The 18,515-nt window shown below is 74.4% G+C and carries 11 protein-coding genes; 7 read left to right on the plus strand and 4 right to left on the minus strand.

The genetic code is table 11. The features are described from left to right. Window positions 1-40 precede the first annotated feature (40 nt). Complete coding sequence (locus ACFYZF_RS14435) at window positions 41-475, minus strand: DUF4307 domain-containing protein (RefSeq protein ID WP_387020421.1); 435 nt, start codon at window positions 473-475, stop codon at window positions 41-43. Between the two features lie 193 nt (window positions 476-668). On the opposite strand from ACFYZF_RS14435, the gene mca reads away from it, so the two are divergent. From mca to ACFYZF_RS14455, 4 genes are all read left to right on the plus strand, one after another. Next, complete coding sequence (gene mca, locus ACFYZF_RS14440) at window positions 669-1,550, plus strand: mycothiol conjugate amidase Mca (RefSeq protein WP_387019975.1); 882 nt, start codon at window positions 669-671, stop codon at window positions 1,548-1,550. Between the two features lie 48 nt (window positions 1,551-1,598). Continuing rightward, on the plus strand, window positions 1,599-1,880 hold the full coding sequence (locus ACFYZF_RS14445; protein WP_387019978.1) for a hypothetical protein: 282 nt from the start codon (window positions 1,599-1,601) through the stop codon (window positions 1,878-1,880). 229 nt (window positions 1,881-2,109) lie between these two features. After that, window positions 2,110-4,599 carry a putative bifunctional diguanylate cyclase/phosphodiesterase gene (locus tag ACFYZF_RS14450; RefSeq protein WP_387020423.1) on the plus strand — a complete coding sequence of 830 codons (2,490 nt, stop codon included), beginning with the start codon at window positions 2,110-2,112 and terminating at the stop codon, window positions 4,597-4,599. Window positions 4,600-5,040: 441 nt separating this feature from the next. Continuing rightward, entirely contained in the window at window positions 5,041-7,779 is a 2,739-nt protein-coding gene (locus tag ACFYZF_RS14455) for a tetratricopeptide repeat protein (RefSeq protein ID WP_387019980.1), read from the plus strand. Window positions 7,780-7,857: 78 nt separating this feature from the next. Here the strand turns inward: ACFYZF_RS14455 and ACFYZF_RS14460 are convergent, their stop codons facing one another. Further along, a complete protein-coding gene (locus ACFYZF_RS14460) occupies window positions 7,858-8,889 on the minus strand; it encodes a phosphatidylinositol-specific phospholipase C domain-containing protein (protein WP_387019983.1) in 1,032 nt (343 codons plus the stop codon). Between the two features lie 88 nt (window positions 8,890-8,977). Beyond that, on the minus strand, window positions 8,978-9,586 hold the full coding sequence (locus ACFYZF_RS14465; RefSeq protein ID WP_387019986.1) for an NUDIX hydrolase: 609 nt from the start codon (window positions 9,584-9,586) through the stop codon (window positions 8,978-8,980). Here ACFYZF_RS14465 and ACFYZF_RS14470 point away from each other — a divergent pair. From ACFYZF_RS14470 to purE, 3 genes are all read left to right on the plus strand, one after another. After that, window positions 9,564-11,603, plus strand: a complete 2,040-nt coding sequence (locus ACFYZF_RS14470; protein ID WP_387019989.1) for a thioredoxin domain-containing protein — start codon at window positions 9,564-9,566, stop codon at window positions 11,601-11,603. The two genes, ACFYZF_RS14465 and ACFYZF_RS14470, sit on opposite strands and share 23 nt — an antisense overlap. Before the next feature lie 70 nt (window positions 11,604-11,673). Further along, entirely contained in the window at window positions 11,674-12,834 is a 1,161-nt protein-coding gene (locus tag ACFYZF_RS14475) for a 5-(carboxyamino)imidazole ribonucleotide synthase (protein WP_387019991.1), read from the plus strand. A 40-nt stretch (window positions 12,835-12,874) separates the two neighbouring features. Beyond that, window positions 12,875-13,366 (plus strand): 5-(carboxyamino)imidazole ribonucleotide mutase, encoded by a 492-nt coding sequence (purE, locus tag ACFYZF_RS14480; RefSeq protein WP_387019994.1) that lies wholly within the window; start codon window positions 12,875-12,877, stop codon window positions 13,364-13,366. 139 nt (window positions 13,367-13,505) lie between these two features. On the opposite strand, the gene ACFYZF_RS14485 is transcribed toward purE, so the two are convergent. Next, on the minus strand, window positions 13,506-18,422 hold the full coding sequence (locus tag ACFYZF_RS14485; RefSeq protein ID WP_387019997.1) for an SCO7613 C-terminal domain-containing membrane protein: 4,917 nt from the start codon (window positions 18,420-18,422) through the stop codon (window positions 13,506-13,508). Window positions 18,423-18,515: the final 93 nt, after the last annotated feature.

The raw sequence follows: 18,515 nt of genomic DNA on the forward strand, positions 1-18,515 counted from the left end.
ACGGGACTCGCAGTATGCGTGGCGCGGGTGTTCCGGCAGTTCAGCCGGCCGGTCGGCAGCGCACCACCTCACCGATGAAGGGCCGGGCGCTGGTGGTCAGCCGGTGCCGGGCGGTCACCTGCGACTCGCCTGCGGGCGCGGTCACCGTCACCTCCTCGCGGGCCAGTTCGGCGCCGTCGTGCGAGCGGGCCCGCAGCGCGCAGGTCGCCGAGCCACCCGCCGGGACGGTCACCCGGAAGTCGACCACCACCTGGGAGTCGGTGATGTCGGTGTAAGTGATCACCTGAGCGTCGTAGTCGGGGTCGCCGTATTTGCCGTACATGGTGAACGTGGCCACGCCGAGCACCGCCGCCAGGGCGACGGCGAGCAGGGCGACCAGCGCCGGGCGGCGGCGGGCGGGCTCGCGGCGGCGGCCGTAGCGGCCCGGTGGGAACACCGGCGCGCCGGAGGTGATTGTGGCGTGCGTCTCGGTCACCGGCGGGTATCTCCTGGCGTTGTTGTCGGCGGCATCGGCAAGAATGGCAGAGTCCATCTTCCCAGCCCGGCGCTGACTCACCGGACGAGCGCTGAGTCACCATGATGAGTCAGCGATGATGAGTCAAGGATGACAGGTCGGCCCGCGTCGTCGACAGGTCAGCGCCGGTGGGCACGAACGAGGAGCGCCGCAAGTGGCAGAGCAGCTGCGTCTCATGGCCGTCCATGCGCACCCCGACGACGAGTCGAGCAAGGGTGCCGCGACCATGGCGAAGTACGTGGCCGAGGGGGTGGACGTCCTGGTCGTGACGTGCACCGGCGGCGAGCGCGGGAGCGTTCTCAACCCGAAAATGGACCGGCCGGACGTCTGGGCCAACATCGGCGAGATCCGCCGCGCCGAGATGGACGCGGCCCGCGCGGTCCTCGGCGTCGAGCAGGCGTGGCTCGGCTTCGTCGACTCGGGGCTGCCCGAGGGCGACCCGCTGCCGCCGCTGCCCGAGGGGTGTTTCGCCCTCCAGGACGTCGAGGTCGCCGCCGGGCCGCTGGTGCGGCTGATGCGTCAGTTCCGGCCGCACGTGGTCACCACGTACGACGAGGAGGGTGGCTACCCGCACCCCGACCACGTCATGACCCACAAGGTGAGCGTCGCCGCCTTCGAGGCCGCCGGCGACCCGGCGCGCCACCCGGAGCTCGGTGAGCCCTGGCAGCCGCTCAAGCTCTACTACGACGTGGGGTTCTCCAAGGGCAAGATCCTGGCGCTGCACGAGGGCATCCTCGCCGCAGGGATCCCCTCGCCGTACGAGGAGTGGCTCAAGCGGTGGGATGACCGCCCCGACAAGGGCCCTCGGATCACCACCCGGGTCGAGTGCGCGGAGTACTTCACGGTCCGCGACGACGCGTTGCGGGCCCACGCCACCCAGATCGACCCGGACGGCTTCTGGTTCCAGGTGCCGATGGAGCTCCAGCAGCGCGCCTGGCCGACGGAGGACTTCGAGCTCGCCCGCTCGCTGGTCGACAGCCCGCTGCCCGAGTCCGACCTTTTCGCCGGGGTGCGCGAGACGGCCCATGCCCGCTGATCCGGCGGCGGGTTACCCTGGTCACCAGCCGCCCAACGGAGGAACGCCATGCTGACCGCTGCCCAGGTGCTCGCGGAGAACAACTTCGGTGACACCCGCACGGGTGGCCTCGCCGGTCCGATGGGCCTCTTCCTTATTCTGGTGCTGGCCGCCGCCACCGTGTTGCTGATCCGCAACATGAACGCCCGGTTGCGCCGGCTGCCCGACCGGTTCCCGGGGCAGGACGGCGTCGACGCGGGCCGGGTCGAAGCGGGAGTCGTCGATCCGACAGACGGGACTGTGGGGCAGGAGTCACGCCCGAACGCTCCCAAGCGGCCCCAGCAGGGCTGAAACGTATGATCCGCGCGTGATTCACGCCGAACCCGGCTGTCGCCCCCTGTTGCGGCCACCGGCTTTGGCTTAGCCTTCCGCCGGGGGACCAAAAGTCCCCGAGCCGCGCGCGGGAGGGGGCACCGATGACCGGGTCAGCGACGGCTGCCCGCCGTGCCGTGCGACGACCTGCGGACGGGAGAGATCGGTGACCTCCGGCAGGGCCGGCGGTCAACTCGACCGGCTCGGCCTGCGCGGCACCCCGGGCCGGGTCCTGCTGCTGACGGCCGCCGTTGCCCTGACCGCCCTGGCGGCAGCGGTGGTCGGCCTCACCCTTCCGACGGGCCTGCCGGCCGACGACCCGCTCCCGGGGCCCGCCCGGTTCGGCATCGGCGTCGCGGCGTTCGCCGTGGCCCAGCTCGCCCGCCTGCGGTTCCGCGCCGGTTCCGGGATGGTCAGCATCACCTGGGGCGAGGCCGCGCTCATCGTCTGCCTCTACCTGGTGCCCGCCGGCTGGCTCCCGGCCGCCACGCTGCTCGGTGCGGGGGCGGCCTGGACTGGGCTGTCCCTGGCCGCCGACCGCCGGCCGCCGCTGGAGACCGTCCGCATCGCGACCTCGCTGACCGCCGCGACCGCCCTCGCCGTCACCGTCGCCACCGCCCTCGGCACGCCCCTGCTGGCGGCCCCCACGCCGGAGCTGGCACCGGCCCTGGTGGCCGGCTCGATGACGTACCTGCTCGTCAGCGCCTGGCTGGGCGGGGTCACCGTGGCGCTGCGGCACGGCGTGCCGCTGGGCCCGCCGTTGCTCGCCGCGCTGCGCGGCAAGCTGCTGATGTTCGTCGGGAACGTGGCCGTCGGACTGGGCGTGGTGGCGCTGTTGGAGATCGACGCCCGCTGGCTGCTGCTGCTCCCGCCCGTGCTCTGGCTGCTCCAGCAGACCTACCGGCACCGGCTCGGCGCCGACCAGGAGCGGCGCAGTTGGCGGGCCTTCGCCGAGGCCACCGCCGCGCTCAACCAGCTCGACGAGCGGGGCGTCGCCACCGCTGCCGTGACGGGCGCGCTGACCCTGTTCGGTGCCGAGCTGGTCGACGTGGACGTGGCCCGCGGCGACGGCCGGTGGCGGCGCTACCGGGGCGAAACCGGCGGCCAGGTGATCGACCGGGAGATCGGCCCGCCCGCCCGATCCGGCCCCGACGCGCACGAGCTGGTCCGGCCGCTGACCGTCGGTGCCACCCGGGTCGGCGAGCTGCGGGTCCGCTTCCCCCGTACCGCGCCGCCCAGCGCCCGCGAGCAGGACGCCGTCGCCGCGTTCTCCGACGCCCTCGCCGCCGCCCTGCACGACGCCGCGACCCACCGGGAGCTGCGGCTGGTCACCGCCCGATCGTCGTACGAGGCGGTGCACGACCCGCTCACCGGGCTGCTCAACCGGGCCGCCATGCTCGGCAAGGGCGACCAGGCGCTGCGGCAGCGCGCCCACGACCACCCGGTGGCGTTGCTGCTGCTCGACATCGACCAGTTCAAAGAGGTCAACGACACTCTCGGGCACGCCGCCGGCGACCAGCTGCTGCGGCTGAGCGCCAACCGGCTCGGCGCGCTGACCCGCTCGGGCGACCTGCTGGGCCGGCTCGGTGGCGACGAGTTCGCCCTGCTGCTGACCAACGTCCCGGTGCTCGGCGGCCGGACCGCCCTGATGGCGTACGCGCTGCGCCAGGCCCGGGAGATCGCCGAGCGGCTGGCCGCCCCCACCGAGGTGGCCGGGGTGCGGATGTCCGTCGAGGTCTCCGTCGGGGTGGTGGTCGCCGACGCCGGCACCGCCGACCTGACCGAGCTGCTGCGCCGGGCCGACATCGCGATGTACCAGGCCAAGGAGGGCGGCGGCAGTGTCGCCGCGTACGACAGTTCCCGGGACGCCGCGAGCACCGACCAGCTCGCGCTGCTCGCGGAGCTGCGGGAGGCGCTGGCCACCGACGACCAGCTCGTGCTGGCCCTTCAGCCGGCGGTGGACCTGGCCACCGGCGCGCCGACCGGGGTGGAGGCGCTGATCCGCTGGCGGCACCCCCGCCGGGGCTGGCTCGGCCCGACCGACTTCATCCGCCCGGTGGAGAACAGCGAGCAGCTCGGCACCTTCACCCGGTACGTGCTGGACAAGGCGCTCGCGGTGGCCGCCGACTGGGCCCGCCAGGGCCTGGACGTGCCGATCTCGGTGAACCTGTCGGCCCGCAGCCTGCTCGACCCCCGGCTGCCGGCCGAGATCGGCGAGGCGCTGCGCCGACACCAGGTCCCGCCGCGCCGGCTGGTCCTGGAGATCACCGAGACCGTGGTGATGAGCGAGCTGGAGATCATCGACGAGGTGCTCGCCACGCTCCGGTCGATGGGCGTGCAGCTCGCGGTGGACGACTTCGGCACCGGGTTCTCGTCGTTGTCGTTCGTGACCCGGATCGCCGTGGACGAGCTGAAGGTCGACCGGTCGTTCGTGATCCGGATGGCGGACTCGCCGGAGGCGGCGGCGATCGTCCGGGCGACCGTCGGGCTCGCCCACGAGCTGGGCCTGCGGGTGGTCGCCGAGGGAGTGGAGACCGCCGAACAGCGGCTGGCGCTGGCCGAGCTGGGCTGCACGGCGGCCCAGGGGTACCACTTCTTCAAGCCGATGCCGGCCGACAAGATCGGTGCGGTGCTCGGGTCGCTGCTGAACACCGCCCAGGGCAACGTCTTCCCGCTGCGCGCCGACGGCGCCTCCTGACCCGCGTTTGTCCTCTACATCGCGGGGATCGGCGGTCGGCAGCGAAGCCGGAAAGCCTGAGCCGCGCGGACCTTCCGCCGGTTGTAGCCGGTTGTTCACGGTCGATACGGTGCCCGGGTGGCGAGATGGTTGGTCCGTGGGCTGTGCGCTCTGGCGGCAGGCGCCCCGGCGGCGTTCGCGTCGTGGACTGCGGTGGCGGAGAACAAGTCGATATCCGCGGTGTTGATCGGTGGGGCGGCTGCGTCAGTGGGGGCGTTCGCTCCGGCCGCGTACGAGTGGGCTTCGCGGTCGGTGCGGCGGGTGGATTTCGGTGCCGTGGCAACGGTGGAGCCGCCGTCAGTGGTGTGGTTGCTGTATCCGTGGCAGCAGGTAGTCCCGTTCCGGGGCAGGGACGCTGAGATCCGGCAGTTGTCGGCGTGGTGTGAGGACCGTGGGGGGTCGGTGGTCCGACTGGTGTTCGCCCCTGGCGGCTACGGCAAGACCAGGCTGGCGTTGCGGCTGATGGATGAGTTGGGCCGGGGTTGGCAGTGGGTGCCTGTTCGGCCCGGTTGTGAGGGGCAGGCGGCGGAGGAGGCGACCGCCGATGGTGCGCCGGGTCGCCTGCTTCTGGTCGTGGATTATGCGGACGCACGTGTACCAGGCGGGCTGGCGGAACTGCTCGTGGCGGCGTCGCGGCGGCGTGGTGACCGGGTTCGGGTGTTGCTGCTGGCCCGTACGGCTGGTTCCTGGTGGACGTCGTTGTCCGCCTCGGTTCACGAACATGCGGCCCTGTTGGACGCGCTGACCGGGGATCGACGCAACGTGGTGGCGCTGCGTGCGCGGATCGACGCGCGGGCCCCGGGGGAGGTGGTGGCGCAGGCAGCGGAAGTGTTCGCGCGCAGGCTTCGGCGGCCGGTTCCGGCGGAGCTGGAGCGCCGCGCATATCCCGAGGACGCTCCGGTGCTGCGGTTGCACGCGTCGGCCCTGGTGGCGGTGCTGGGTGGCCCGGCCGACGGCTACGGCCGGGGTGATGTGATCGCAGAAGTGCTGGGGCATGAGCGTCGGTATTGGCGCGCCAAGGCCAACCGGCAGCGGGTCGAACTACCGGCCGATGAGGTTGAGGCGGATGCGCTGCTGGCCCGGGTGGTCGGGGTAGCGGCGTTGTTCGGGGCCGAAGACGAGCGTGGGGTCACCGAACTGGTACGGCGTGCCCTGCCCTCGCTGCCGAGTGGAGAGGTGACCAGCGCGCAGGTCCCGGTTCGGCTGGTCGAGTGGGTGCGCTGGCTGTCCGGCCTCTACCCTGTCGACGACAACCCTGTGCCGGCGGGTCGATTGGGCACGCTACAGCCGGACCTGCTCGCTGAGCATCTAGCGGTAGGGGTGCTGGGCGGATGCACCGCTGAAGAGCGGGGGGAGCTGTTCCGTGGGCTCGTGGTCGGGCAAGCGGTGCAGGCGTTGACCGTGCTGGGCCGGGCCGCCCTTGACCATGCCTCGGTTGAGCATGCCGACTTGGACGGGTTCATCGGTGAGGCGCTAGCCGCAGACATACCGACGATGACCGAGGCTGTGATCCAGGTGGCTGTCCAGTTCCCCGGCCGCTTCGCCTCGCGGATGGCAACGGTGTTGGCCGAGCAGCCGCCGCAGGAGCTGCGGTTGTTGCGGAGCCTCGTACACCGGGTGCCGTACCCATCATTGGAGTTGAACCGGTTAGCAGTGGCACTGACCACCGCGATCACCGACAACGACATGGCCGAACCAACTGCCGACCGTGCGAGATGGCGCACGTTGCATGCCAGCCGGTTGGCGGAGGCGGGCCGGCGGGCTGAAGCCTTGAACGCCAGCACCGAGGCCGTCGACCTACGCCGGGAGCTGGTCGCTCTCAACCGCGATGTCCACCTACCGGACCTGGCGATGTCGGTGCACAACCACGCCACCCGGCTGGCGGAGGCGGGCCGGTGGGCTGAAGCCCTGACCACCAGCGACGAAGCCGTCAAACTGTGCCGGGAGCTGGTCGCCCTCAACCGCGACGCCCACCTACCGGGCCTGGCCGGATCGGTGAACAACCACGCCATCCGGCTGGCGGAGGCAGGCCGGCGGGCTGAAGCCCTGAACGCCAGCACCGAGGCCGTCGACCTGTACCGGGAGTTGGTCGCTCTCAACCGCGATGCCTACCTACCGGACCTGGCGATGTCGGTGGACAACCACGCCGTCCGGTTGGCGGAGGCGGGGCGGCGGGCTGAAGCCATGACCACCAGCACCGAAGCTGTCGACCTGTACCGGGAGTTGGTCGCTCTCAACCGTGACGCCCACCTACCGGACCTGGCGATGTCGGTGCACAACCACGCCAACCAGTTGGCGGAGGCGGGGCGGCGGGTCGAAGCCTTGAACGCCAGCACCGAAGCCGTCGACATACGCCGGGAGCTGGTCGCCCTCAACCGCGACGCCTACCTACCGAACCTGGCGATGTCGGTGGACAACCACGCCAACCGGTTGGCGGAGGCGGGGCGCCGGGCTGAAGCCTTGAACGCCAGCACCGAGGCCGTCGACCTGTACCGGGAGCTGGTCGCCCTCAACCGCGACGCCCACCTACCGAACCTGGCGATATCAGTGAACAACCACGCCGTCTGGTTGGCGGAGGCGGGTCGGCGGGTCGAAGCCTTGAACGCCAGCACCGAAGCTATCGACCTGTACCGGGAGTTGGTCGCCCTCAACCGTGACGCCCACCTACCGGACCTGGCGATGTCGGTGCACAACCACGCCAACCAGTTGGCGGAGGCGGGGCGGCGGGTCGAAGCCCTGAACGCCAGCACCGAAGCCGTCGACATACGCCGGGAGTTGGTCGCCCTCAACCGCGACGCCCACCTACCGGACCTGGCCGGATCGGTGAACAACCACGCCATCCAGTTGGCGGAGGCGGGCCGGCGGGTCGAAGCCCTGAACGCCAGCGCCGAGGCCGTCGACATACGCCGGGAGTTGGTCGCCCTCAACCGCGACGCCTACCTACCGAACCTAGCTCGGTCGCTCTGTGGCATGGGATGGGTCACGATTGTGCTTGAGGCTTGGGAGCATGCGCCACGTGCGGTCGAGGCGGTCACCGAGGCGGTACGCATCTACACCGAACTCTCCGCCACTGAGCCTGATGCCTTCGTTCCGCTGCGCGACGCCGCCGCGAAGACCCTCGACCAACTCAACGAGAAGTAGAACCACACGCGGCGGCTGCCGTGTCCCGCCTGCAACAGGCCGTCCCATCAGTTTCACCCGTGTCCGAGGCCCTCTAGCTCACCCCCGGGGAAGCACATCGTCCACCACGCTCGGCAGGGCCGCCCAGTCGGCCGAGGCGACGCTGGCGTGCGCCCGCGCCAACTGGGCCACCCGGGCCGCCGCCGCGTCGGGGTCGGTGTTGCCCACCGCCGGGGGCACGTTCTGCGCGTCGGTCATCACCAGCAGGTAGTGGTTGGCGTCGTACCAGGCGGTGTCGATGCCGCCGGTGACGTATGCCGACGCGTCGCCGTCGAAGACCACGAACCAGGGGCGCAGGCTTGCGTCGGCGTACCGGGTGCGGGGGTCGCCGGCCTGGGCCCGGTGCACGGCCGGGAACGCCTGCGCCGAGCCCAGCGTCCCGGCGGTGGCGAGCGCGGCGAGGTGGCGGGCGTACTCGACGTCGGTCCAGAGGGTGTCGGTGGGGTTGCCCTCCTCGACGGTGCCGGGGATCAGGTGCACGATCACCCGACCGGCGAGTTGCGGTCGGGTCGGCCAGTTGTCGGCGCGGGCGGCGGCGTCCAGGGTGGCGTACCCGCCCCTCAGGTCGACGGGCCGGAACACCGCCGCGCCGAGCCGGGCGGCCAGCAGCGCGTCGAGCTGTGCGGGCCCCTGCCCGGTACGGCCGCTGAAGCCGGTCTTCAGCTCCAGCTTGAGGTGCAGCGGGCCGGCGTCGGGGTGGGCGGCGAGCCAGAGCCGGATGTCGTCGAGGCAGTGTTCGAGGTTCCTGTTGCGGGTGCCGGTGTATAGCTGGGCGGCGCTGGTCGCGGCGACGCAGTTGTTGGCGCTGCCGAGCGGGTTGGAGTGGCTGACCCGCCACTGCCTGGTGATGATGTCGGGCCAGACGTCCAGCTCGATCATCCCGGGCCGGGCGTCGAGCGCCTGGGCCAGGTAGGCGTACGTGCCCTGCTCGTACGCGTTGTGGGTGCCCACGGTGGTGGTCGCCGAGACCCGGGCGCCCGGGTCGACGGCTGCCTCCGCCGGGCCGGCGGCGAGCACGGACGCGACCAGCGCGACCGACGCGAACGCTGACAGGGGACGGGTTCCGCGCATGCGTGCCTCCTCGGAGGGGCCGGCGACGGTCGCCGGGCATGCACTCATATAAATACATGAAGGTCAATGGCGGAAGGCCCGCAGGAATCTACTGTCGACCGGTGCCGGGGCGCAGCATCGCCGGGTGGAGCATGGTCGCGTCGCCGCGCCGGCACAGCGCCGCCGGACGGCCGGTGGGCGGGTTGCGTCGCTCCCCGGTGGGCACCACGAACCCGCTCAGCCCGGTGACCTTGCGGTGGAAGTCGCGCGGGTCGAGGTCCACCTGCCAGACGGCCTCGTAGACCGCGCGCAACTCGCCGATGGTGAACGTCTCGCCGCAGAACGCCGTGGCCAGGGGCGAGTACTCCAGCTTGGCCCGGGCCCGTTCGAGCGCGTTCCGCAGGATGGTGTCGTGGTCGAAGGCGAGCCAGCCGTCGCCCAGCCGCTCGTGGTCGATCGGCTCCCACCGGGCCCGTGCCGAGTCGGTGCCGGCCTCCGGCACCGGCAGATCCGGGGCGATGGCCAGGTACGCGACCGAGGCGACCGCGCCGCGCGGATCCCGGCCCGGCGCGGCGTACGCGCGGACCTGCTCCAGGTGCAGCGCCCGGCCGTGTGGCCCGGTCTTTTCGGAGACGCGTCGGTCGTCCTCGGATGACCGGGGTGCCGCCGCACCGCGGGCTGGATATGGTCGTCCGGTGAACCGACTCGCCAGCGCCACCAGCCCGTACCTCCTCCAGCACGCCGACAACCCGGTGGACTGGTGGCCGTGGTGCGACGAGGCGTTCGCCGAGGCAAAACGGCGCGACGTGCCGGTGTTGATCTCGGTCGGCTACGCGGCCTGCCACTGGTGCCACGTGATGGCCCACGAGTCGTTCGAGGACGCCGCCGTCGGGAAGCTGCTCAACGACGGCTTCGTGGCGATCAAGGTGGACCGCGAGGAGCGGCCCGACGTCGACGCCGTCTACATGACCGCTACCCAGGCGATGACCGGGCAGGGCGGCTGGCCGATGACGGTCTTCGCCACCCCGGACGGCACCCCGTTCTTCTGCGGCACGTACTTCCCGAAGCCGAACTTCGTCCGGCTGCTGGAGTCGGTCGGCACCGCCTGGCGGGAGCAGCGCGAGGCCGTGCTCCGGCAGGGCTCCGCCGTGGTCGAGGCGATCGGCGGGGCGCAGGCCGTCGGCGGGCCCACCGCCCCGCTCACCGCCGAGCTGCTCGACGACGCCGCCGCCCAGCTCGCCAGGGAGTACGACCGGAGCAACGGCGGCTTCGGCGGGGCCCCGAAGTTCCCGCCGCACATGAACCTGCTCTTCCTGCTGCGCCACCACCAGCGCACCGGCTCCGCCGAGAGCCTGGAGATCGCCCGGCACACCGCCGAGGCGATGGCCCGGGGCGGCATCAACGACCAGCTCGCCGGCGGCTTCGCCCGGTACTCGGTCGACGGGCACTGGACCGTGCCGCACTTCGAGAAGATGCTCTACGACAACGCCCTGCTGCTGCGGGTCTACACCCAGCTCTGGCGGCTCACCGGCGACCCGCTGGCCGCCCGGGTGGCCCGGGACGTCGCCCGGTTCCTCGCCGACGAGCTGCACCGCCCGGGCGAGGGCTTCGCCTCCGCGCTCGACGCCGACACCGAGGGCGTCGAGGGGCTCACCTACGCCTGGACCCCGGCCCAGCTCGTCGAGGTGCTCGGCCCCGAGGACGGCCGCTGGGCCGCCGACCTCTTCGGGGTCACCGAGTCCGGCACCTTTGAACACGGGATGAGCGTGCTGCGGCTGGCCCGGGACGTCGACGACGCCGACCCGGCGGTGCGCGGCCGGTGGCAGGACGTCGTCCGGCGGCTGCTGGCCGCCCGGGACAACCGCCCCCAGCCCGCCCGCGACGACAAGGTGGTGGCCGCCTGGAACGGCCTGGCGATCACCGCGATCGCCGAGTTCGTCCGCCTCGTCGAGGCGCAGGGGGCGGCCGGCGGGGACGAGGCCGCCGCCAACCTGTTGGAGGGCGTCGCCATCGTCGCCGACGGCGCGATGCGGGACGCCGCCGAGCACCTGGCCACCGTGCACCTGGTCGACGGCCGGCTGCGCCGGGTCTCCCGGGACGGGGTGGTCGGCGCGCCGGCCGGGGTGCTGGAGGACTACGGCTGCGTGGCCGAGGCGTTCTGCGCGATGCACCAGGTCACCGGCGAGGGGCGTTGGCTGGAACTGGCCGGCGGGCTCCTGGACACCGCGCTGGCCCGGTTCGTCGCCCCGGGCGGCGGGTTCTACGACACCGCCGACGACGCCGAGCAGCTCGTCACCCGTCCAGCCGATCCGACCGACAACGCCACCCCGTCCGGCCGGTCGGCGATCGTCGCCGCCCTGGTCGCGTACGCGGCGCTGACCGGGGAGAACCGGTACCGGGAGGCCGCCGAGGCCGCCCTCGCCACGGTCGCCCCGATCGTCGCCCGGCACGCCCGGTTCACCGGGTACGCGGCCACCGTCGGGGAGGCGCTGCTCTCCGGCCCGTACGAGATCGCGGTGGTGACCGACGACCTGGCCGGCGATCCCCTCGTCGCCGCCGCGTACCGGCACGCCCCGCCCGGCGCGGTGGTCGTCGCGGGCCGCCCGGACCAGCCCGGGGTGCCGCTGCTGGCCGACCGGCCGCTGGTCGACGGCCGACCTGCCGCGTACGTCTGTCGGGGCTTCGTCTGCCAGCGCCCGGTCACCACCGTCGAGGACCTGCGCGCCCAGTTGTGAGGGTGCCGCCCCGACCGCCCCGGACCTCGGCCCGGGGCGGTCGGGGCACGCCGCTAGGCTGGCGGGCGAGATGGATACCCGAACCGGTCTGCCTGTTGTCGGCATGGTGGGGGGCGGCCAACTGGCCCGGATGACCCACCAGGCCTCGATCGCCCTCGGTCAGTCGCTGCGCGTGCTCGCGCAGGCCCCGGACGACGGCGCGGCCCTGGTCGCCGCCGACGTCCGATACGGCGACCACACCGACCTCGCCGCCCTGCGCGCCTTCGCCGAGGGCTGTGACGTGGTCACCTTCGACCACGAGCACGTGCCGACGGAGCACATCCGTGCCCTCGCGGCCGAGGGGGTGAGCCTCTTCCCGCCGGCCGACGCGCTGCTGCACGCGCAGGACAAGCGGATCATGCGGGAGCGGCTCGCCGCGCTGGGCGCACCGAACCCGGTGTGGCGACCGGTCGCCGAGCCCGCCGACCTGGTCGCCTTCGGCGAGGCCCAGGGTTGGCCGGTGGTGCTGAAGGCCGCTCGGGGTGGGTACGACGGCCGGGGCGTCTGGCTGGTCGACGACGCCGCGCAGGCCGCCGAGCTGGCCGCCACCCTGCTCGCCGGGGGGACCAGCCTGATCGTCGAGGAGCGGGTGGCGCTGCGCCGGGAGCTGGCCGTGCAGGTGGCCCGCTCGCCGTTCGGGCAGGTCGCCGCGTACCCGGTGGTGGAGACGGTGCAGGTCGACGGGATCTGCGTCGAGGTGCTGGCCCCGGCGCCGGGCCTGGACGAGGAGCGGGCCGTCGCCGCCCAGCAGCTCGCCATCGACCTGGCCACCGCGCTCGGCGTGGTCGGCCTGCTCGCCGTGGAGCTGTTCGAGACGCCGGCCGGGCTGGTGGTCAACGAGCTGGCCATGCGCCCGCACAACTCGGGCCACTGGACGATCGAGGGGGCCCGGACCTCGCAGTTCGAGCAGCACCTGCGGGCCGTGCTGGACTACCCGATGGGGGACACCGCGCTGACCGCCCCGGCGGTGGCGATGGCGAACGTGCTCGGCGGCGAGCCGGGCGGGATGTCGATCGACGAGCGGCTGCACCACCTCTTCGCCGCCGAGCCGGGCGCGAAGGTCCACCTGTACGGCAAGCAGGTGCGCCCCGGTCGCAAGATCGGCCACGTCACGGTGCTCGGTGCCGACCTGGACGACGTACGGGCGCGGGCGGCCCGGGCCGCCCGCTGGCTCCGCGAGGGCCACCAGTGAGCCTGCGACCCCCGCAGTCGTCAACGAGAGGCAGACCAGCATGAGCACCGTCGGGTTGATCATGGGCAGCGACTCGGACTGGCCGACCATGAAGGCCGCCGCCGAGACCCTGGCCGAGTTCGGGGTCGGCTACGAGGTCGGCGTGGTCTCCGCCCACCGCACCCCCGGCAAGATGATCGAGTACGGCCGCACCGCCGCCGACCGGGGGCTCAAGGTGATCATCGCGGGGGCTGGTGGGGCCGCCCACCTGCCCGGCATGGTCGCCTCGGTCACCCCGCTGCCGGTGATCGGCGTGCCGGTGCCGCTGAAGTACCTCGACGGGATGGACTCGCTGCTGTCCATCGTCCAGATGCCGGCCGGCGTGCCGGTGGCCGCCGTGTCGATCGGCAACGCCCGCAATGCCGGGCTGCTCGCCGTCCGCATCCTGGCCGCCGCCGACGAGGAGCTGCGGGCGCGCATGGTCGCCTACCAGGAGAGCCTGGAGGAGTTGGTCGCCGAGAAGGAGGCCGCCCTGCACGCCTCCCTCGGCTGACCCCGCCGGCCACGGGCTGTCCCCACCGGCCACGGGCTGTCCCCACCGGTCGCCGGCTGCTCCACCGGCGGCCGGCGCTCACGTTCGTGGCCGGCCCACTCGGCGCGACACGGCAGCCACGCCCCAGGGCCCCTCCGCTTCATCGCATGCCGCGCAGCGCCGTCTGGAGGCGCTCCTGGGCACGGCGTCTGCGCTCGTTGCTCGCGCCGAGGACCAGCAGGACCAGCCCGGCCGGAATCAGCACCAGCCACGGGCCGAGGCTGAACAGCGCGTGTATCGCCGCGATCGCGGTGACGGCCGCCCCGACGATCACCGGGGCCTGCTGCTGGCTGGTGGTGCCGAAGATCAGCACCGCCACCGCGCCGAGCAGCAGCAGCACCTGGCGCAGCATGCTGGACTCGGTGGCCAGCACGATCGCCAAAGTCGGCACGAACGCGGCGACCAGCGCCGGCCCGTACGCCACCCAGCTCGACAGGTCCGGCCGGTGCCGCAGCTCCAGCACCCCGACCAGCAGAGCCAGCGCCGCGAACGGCAGCGTGTACGCCTCCGGCAGCGCCACGTCGGCGACCCGCATCAGGATCCACCAGGCGACGATCTCGCAGAACACCACCGCCCAGAACAGGATCTGCCGCTCCACCGGCCGACGACCCGGCCGGGCGGCGGCCACCCCGAGCACGGCGCCCCAGGCGGCAAGCAACGCGGCGATGTGCCGGGGCGAGTCGAAGGCCAGCGCCAGGGCGATCAGCGCGGCGGCGTACCCGCTCCACTCCACCGTTGCCGCCTCGCGCTGCGCCTCGGGGCGGCGCAGCCGGGGCAGGGTCGCGGCGAACACCTGTAGGGCCGCCCCGACCGCCAGCACCCCGAACGCGGACCACACCGCGGCCAGCCCGGCCACCAGGCCGGCGACGAGGACGAACAACTGCGCCATCAGCGAGGCGAACAACCAGCCCAGGATGCGGGCCCGCTGGGTGGCGCCGTACAGGGCGGCGACCGTGCCGACGCCCATCGCCCCGCCCAGGGTGAACAGGGTCAGCTCCCGGGTGGCCAGGCTGCCGAGCAGTCCCGCCCCGCCGCCGGCCAGCCCGATGACGAAGACCAGCACCCGGGCGGTGCGCAGCGACCGGGCCCGCTCCGCCAGCGGCGGAGGCGGGGTGAGCGCCAGCCCCAGCATCGAGATGGTGAACACCGACAGCGCCGCAAGCGTGCTCACCGGCCAGCCGTGCCCCAGGGCGATCGGTGTGATCAGCAGGGTCATCGCCGCGCCGGGCAGCACCACCGGCACGGCCCGGGACCGTCGCCCGCCGCTGAACCCGACGGCGGCCAGCGCCGCGGTCACGGTCAGCAACAGCGCCGTCAGCACGTGCGCCGGGTCGACCGCGTTGGCGGGCGGGATGATCAGCTCCGGCGGCGGCCCCTGCCACACCCGGCCCAGCGACCGGTACGGCTCGACCAGCGCCACCAACAGCGTGGGGGCGAGCGAGGCCACGGCCAGCGCGGTCGGCAGCGCGGCGGCGGCCAGCGCCCCGGCAGCCGGGCTGACCCGCCAGCGCGCCACCGCCGGATCGTCGTCGGGCGCCCGGCGCAGGGCGCCGTCGAGCAGCACCGACCAGCGCCGGACCGGCCGGGCCGAGCCGGCCGGGGGGACGGTGGCGGCCCGGACCAGCTCGGCGAGCACCCCGAGCAGCGCGCCCGCCGCCGCGTACACGCCGGCGGGCAGGCCGGTCACGATCGCGGCGACCGCGCTGACCGTCGCGCCGCCCACCACGGCCGCACTGGCGTACGGGAGATACTGCGGCACCTGCCGGCGGACCGCGGCGATCGCGGCCAGACCCAGGCTGGACGCGGCCAGCGCGGCGGTCAGCACCACCTCGGGCGACCGGCCGAACTCGGCGGCCAGGGCGGCCACCGCGCCGGGCAACGCGAGCAGCGCGGCCCCGGCGGCGGCCCCACCGACCTGCACCAGGTGCGGCGGCATCCCCTCGGTCTCGACGTCCTCGACCAGCGGGGCGGCGAACACCCGGGCCAGGGTGGCCACCACGACGCCGATCAGCGCGATGCCGCCCAGCGCCAGCGCGGTCGTCCACGGCCGGACCAGACCGGCACCGGCCGCGTGCAGGGCGACGGCCCCGGCCACGGTGGCCCGGGACAGCCCGGCGCGCGGGTCGATCGAGGCCGCCGCAGCCGTGCCGAAGGCCGTGGCGACGGCCAGGCCGACCAGCACCGGCGACCACCAGGGCAGGTCGAAGGCGGCCGACGCCCCGATGGTGGCCAGGACGGCGGCGACGCCCGAGACGTCGTACTTCCAGGGGGCCGGCAGCAGCACCCCGGCCGCGACGCCGAGCAGCGCCAGCGCGACGGGCGCCTGCCAGGTGGACCCGCCGACCGGCGCGGCCGGCCAGCCGGACAGGTCGCCGGCCCAGATCGGGCCCGGGGTGGCCAGCACGCCCCACCCGCCGCGCAGCGCGCTCCAGCCGGCGAGCAGCCCGATCAGGGTGCCGCCGACGGCGAGCCCGAGGATCGGCCCGCGCCGCCACTGTTCGGGCATCGCCCGGGCCGCGACGGCGACCACCGCCACCAGCGCGGCGGCGACCACGAGCTGCCCGCCGGGGGTGAGCACCGCCCCGATCCGTACCAGGGTGGCGATCAGCGCCGCGGTGACCGCGGCGGCGGCCAGGTCGGAGCCGTCCATGGCCAGGTCGGATCGGCGGCCCGCGTCGATCGACGGGGCCAGGAAGACCAGCACCCCGGCCACGAACAGCAGCCCGCCCACCCAGGCGTCCGCGACGGTGGCCCCGGGCGCGCCGAACGCGGCGGCGGTCACCGCCAGCGCCCCGAGGCCGGTGCCCATGGCCAGCGGCGCCGGGATGTGCCGCTCGGACACCTGCACCATGGCGGCGTACCCGAGGGTGACGCAGACCGCCAGGAAGCTCGCCGCCAGCACCGGCACGGTGGCCTCGCGCAGGCTCGCCGGGGTCGGCGTCGGATCGGTCGGCATGGTCGCGGCGACGAACGCGGCGACCGTCCCGGGCAGGGCGAACGCGGCGCCGCCGGCGGCCCAGGCGGAGACGACGCCTGCCGTGGCGGGGGTGATCCGAATCCGGGGCGCCACCGCGACCAGCGCGCCGGCCAGGAAGAGGGCGAGCAGCACGGCGGCGGTCAGCGCCGGCCGGGCCAGCCCGGCGCCCGCGCCGAGCAGGCCCACCACGGCCGCGGCGACCGCGTGCACCGTGGCGGCCCGCGTCGTGCCGGCGGTGAGCCCGGCCGCGCCGATGCCGATCGCGACCAGCACCATCGGCCACGGCGCGGCAACCCAGCCCAGGCCGAACGACGCCGGCACGGCGAGCGCGGTCAGCGCCGCCCCGACCACCGCGAACTCGCGGCGGATCTCCGGCGGCAGGGCCAGCACCGCGGCGACGGTGAGCAGGAAGGCGCTGGCGGCGAGCTGCCAGGCCGCAGGCCCGACCGAGGCGGCCAGCTCGGCCGGGTAGCGGGCGAGGTCCGCTGCCCAGGCCGGGAGGGCGGCCCGCGCCGGGGCCAGCCCGGCGCGCAGCGCGCCGCCGGCCACCACCAGGCCGCTGACCGTGAGCGCCGCGGCCGAGGCGAGCTGCGGCCCACGCCGGGCGGCTTCGGGTACGGCCCGCACGGCCAGCCCGGTGAGGGTGATGACGGCGGCGATCAGCAGCAGGGCCCGGCCGGGGAAGGCCACCGAGGCGACCCGGCCCAGCGCGCCGATCACCGCGAGGGTGAGGATGCCGGCGGCCACGTCGGGCAGCGGCGGGCGGCGCAGCACCAGCGCCCCGCCCAGCCCCACCAGCGCGGCCAGCAGCAGCACCGCGCCCGCCCCGGCCGCCGCCGGCACCGTTCCGGCGCGCAGCAGCGCGGTCACCGCGTACGCGAGGGCCAGCGCCACCGCTGCGGCGTGCAACAGCCAGGTCAGCGCGCCCAGCGCCGGGACCGGGCGGGCCGGCGTGGCGGCGACGGGCGCGCCACCGGTGCCGTCGAGCACCTCGCCGGACTCCTCCGGTGCGCCCTCCGGCCGGCCGTCCTCGGCGGGGCGGCGGGGCGGTGGGGCGGCGGAGGCGGCCGGCGCGGCCGGCGGCGTCGGCAGGTCCTCGCGCACCGGTCGCTCGACGGTGACCGGGGAGCGGGCCAGCACCAGGTCCACGACGGCGACCATGGTCAGCGCCAGCGCCCAGCCGGCCGGCCCGGTGACCCACTCGTAGGCCAGCAGCGGCAGCACCGGCTGCGCGGCCAGCACGGCGGCGAAGCGGGGGGCGCGCAGTCCCGTCCAGAGCGCGTAGCCGAACCCGACGGCGGCGGTGACGGCGAAGATCACCGCGGCGAAGACCGCCCCGGACGCGCCCCCGCCGCCGATCCGGTCCACCGCCCACAGCGCGTACCCGGCCAGCGGCACCAGCAGCAGGCCGACGGCGGCGATCGTCTCGGCGGTCGAGGTGAGCCCGCGCCGGGCCAGCACCGGCGGGGTCAGCAGCAGCAGCACCGTCGCGACGAGCAGGATGCCCAGCCGGGACAGGGCGTCCATCGAGCTGGTGGCCACCGCGGCGAAGACCACCGCGGCCACGGCGAGCAGCAGCGCGCCCAGCCCGAGGGGGATGTTCTGCACCTCCCGCGAGGACGCCTCCGGCGGGTGCTCGGGGTTGTCGGCGTCCAGCCAGCGGGCCGCCGACGGCGGGGGCGGGTCCTCCGGCCGGGGCGGCGCGGCGCCCTGCCGGGGCACCCGGGGCGGCGCGGTGGCGGCGGTGGGCGGGCGACGACCCGGCCGGCGGCGCAGCACCCGCCGGGGGCGGGCGGTCTGCCTGGTCCGCTCCTCACCGGCGTGCGCGAGGATGTCCCGCTGGAAGAGCGCGGCCTGCATCTTCGCGGCGATCTGCCGCTGCTCGGCGGCGATGGCGGCCTCGCGGGCCTTCATCTCCGCGATCGAGCGCTCGACGTCCGCCAGGTGCCCGGCCCACTGGGGCTGGTGCGCGCCGCAGTGCGGGCACTTGGCGGCCGGCTTGATCTCCCGGCCGCACGAGGAGCACTGAAAGGTCTGCACGACACCCCTCCACCCGCTGGCCCGCACTGTGGACTCCCACTGTCGCAGCATGCCCTGAGCCGGCGCGGATTTCGACACCTGTCGGCGGGTTGA

Origin of the sequence: Micromonospora sp. NPDC001898 (assembly GCF_042891255.1) — a bacterium.
Classification (GTDB): domain Bacteria; phylum Actinomycetota; class Actinomycetes; order Mycobacteriales; family Micromonosporaceae; genus Micromonospora.

Coding starts and splice junctions, on each gene's coding strand:
- ACFYZF_RS14460 (WP_387019983.1), bottom strand. CDS start 8,889: ATGCGCGGAACCCGTCCCCTGTCAGCGTTCGCGTCGGTCGCGCTGGTC.
- purE (WP_387019994.1), top strand. CDS start 12,875: ATGAGCACCGTCGGGTTGATCATGGGCAGCGACTCGGACTGGCCGACC.
- ACFYZF_RS14475 (WP_387019991.1), top strand. CDS start 11,674: ATGGATACCCGAACCGGTCTGCCTGTTGTCGGCATGGTGGGGGGCGGC.
- ACFYZF_RS14445 (WP_387019978.1), top strand. CDS start 1,599: ATGCTGACCGCTGCCCAGGTGCTCGCGGAGAACAACTTCGGTGACACC.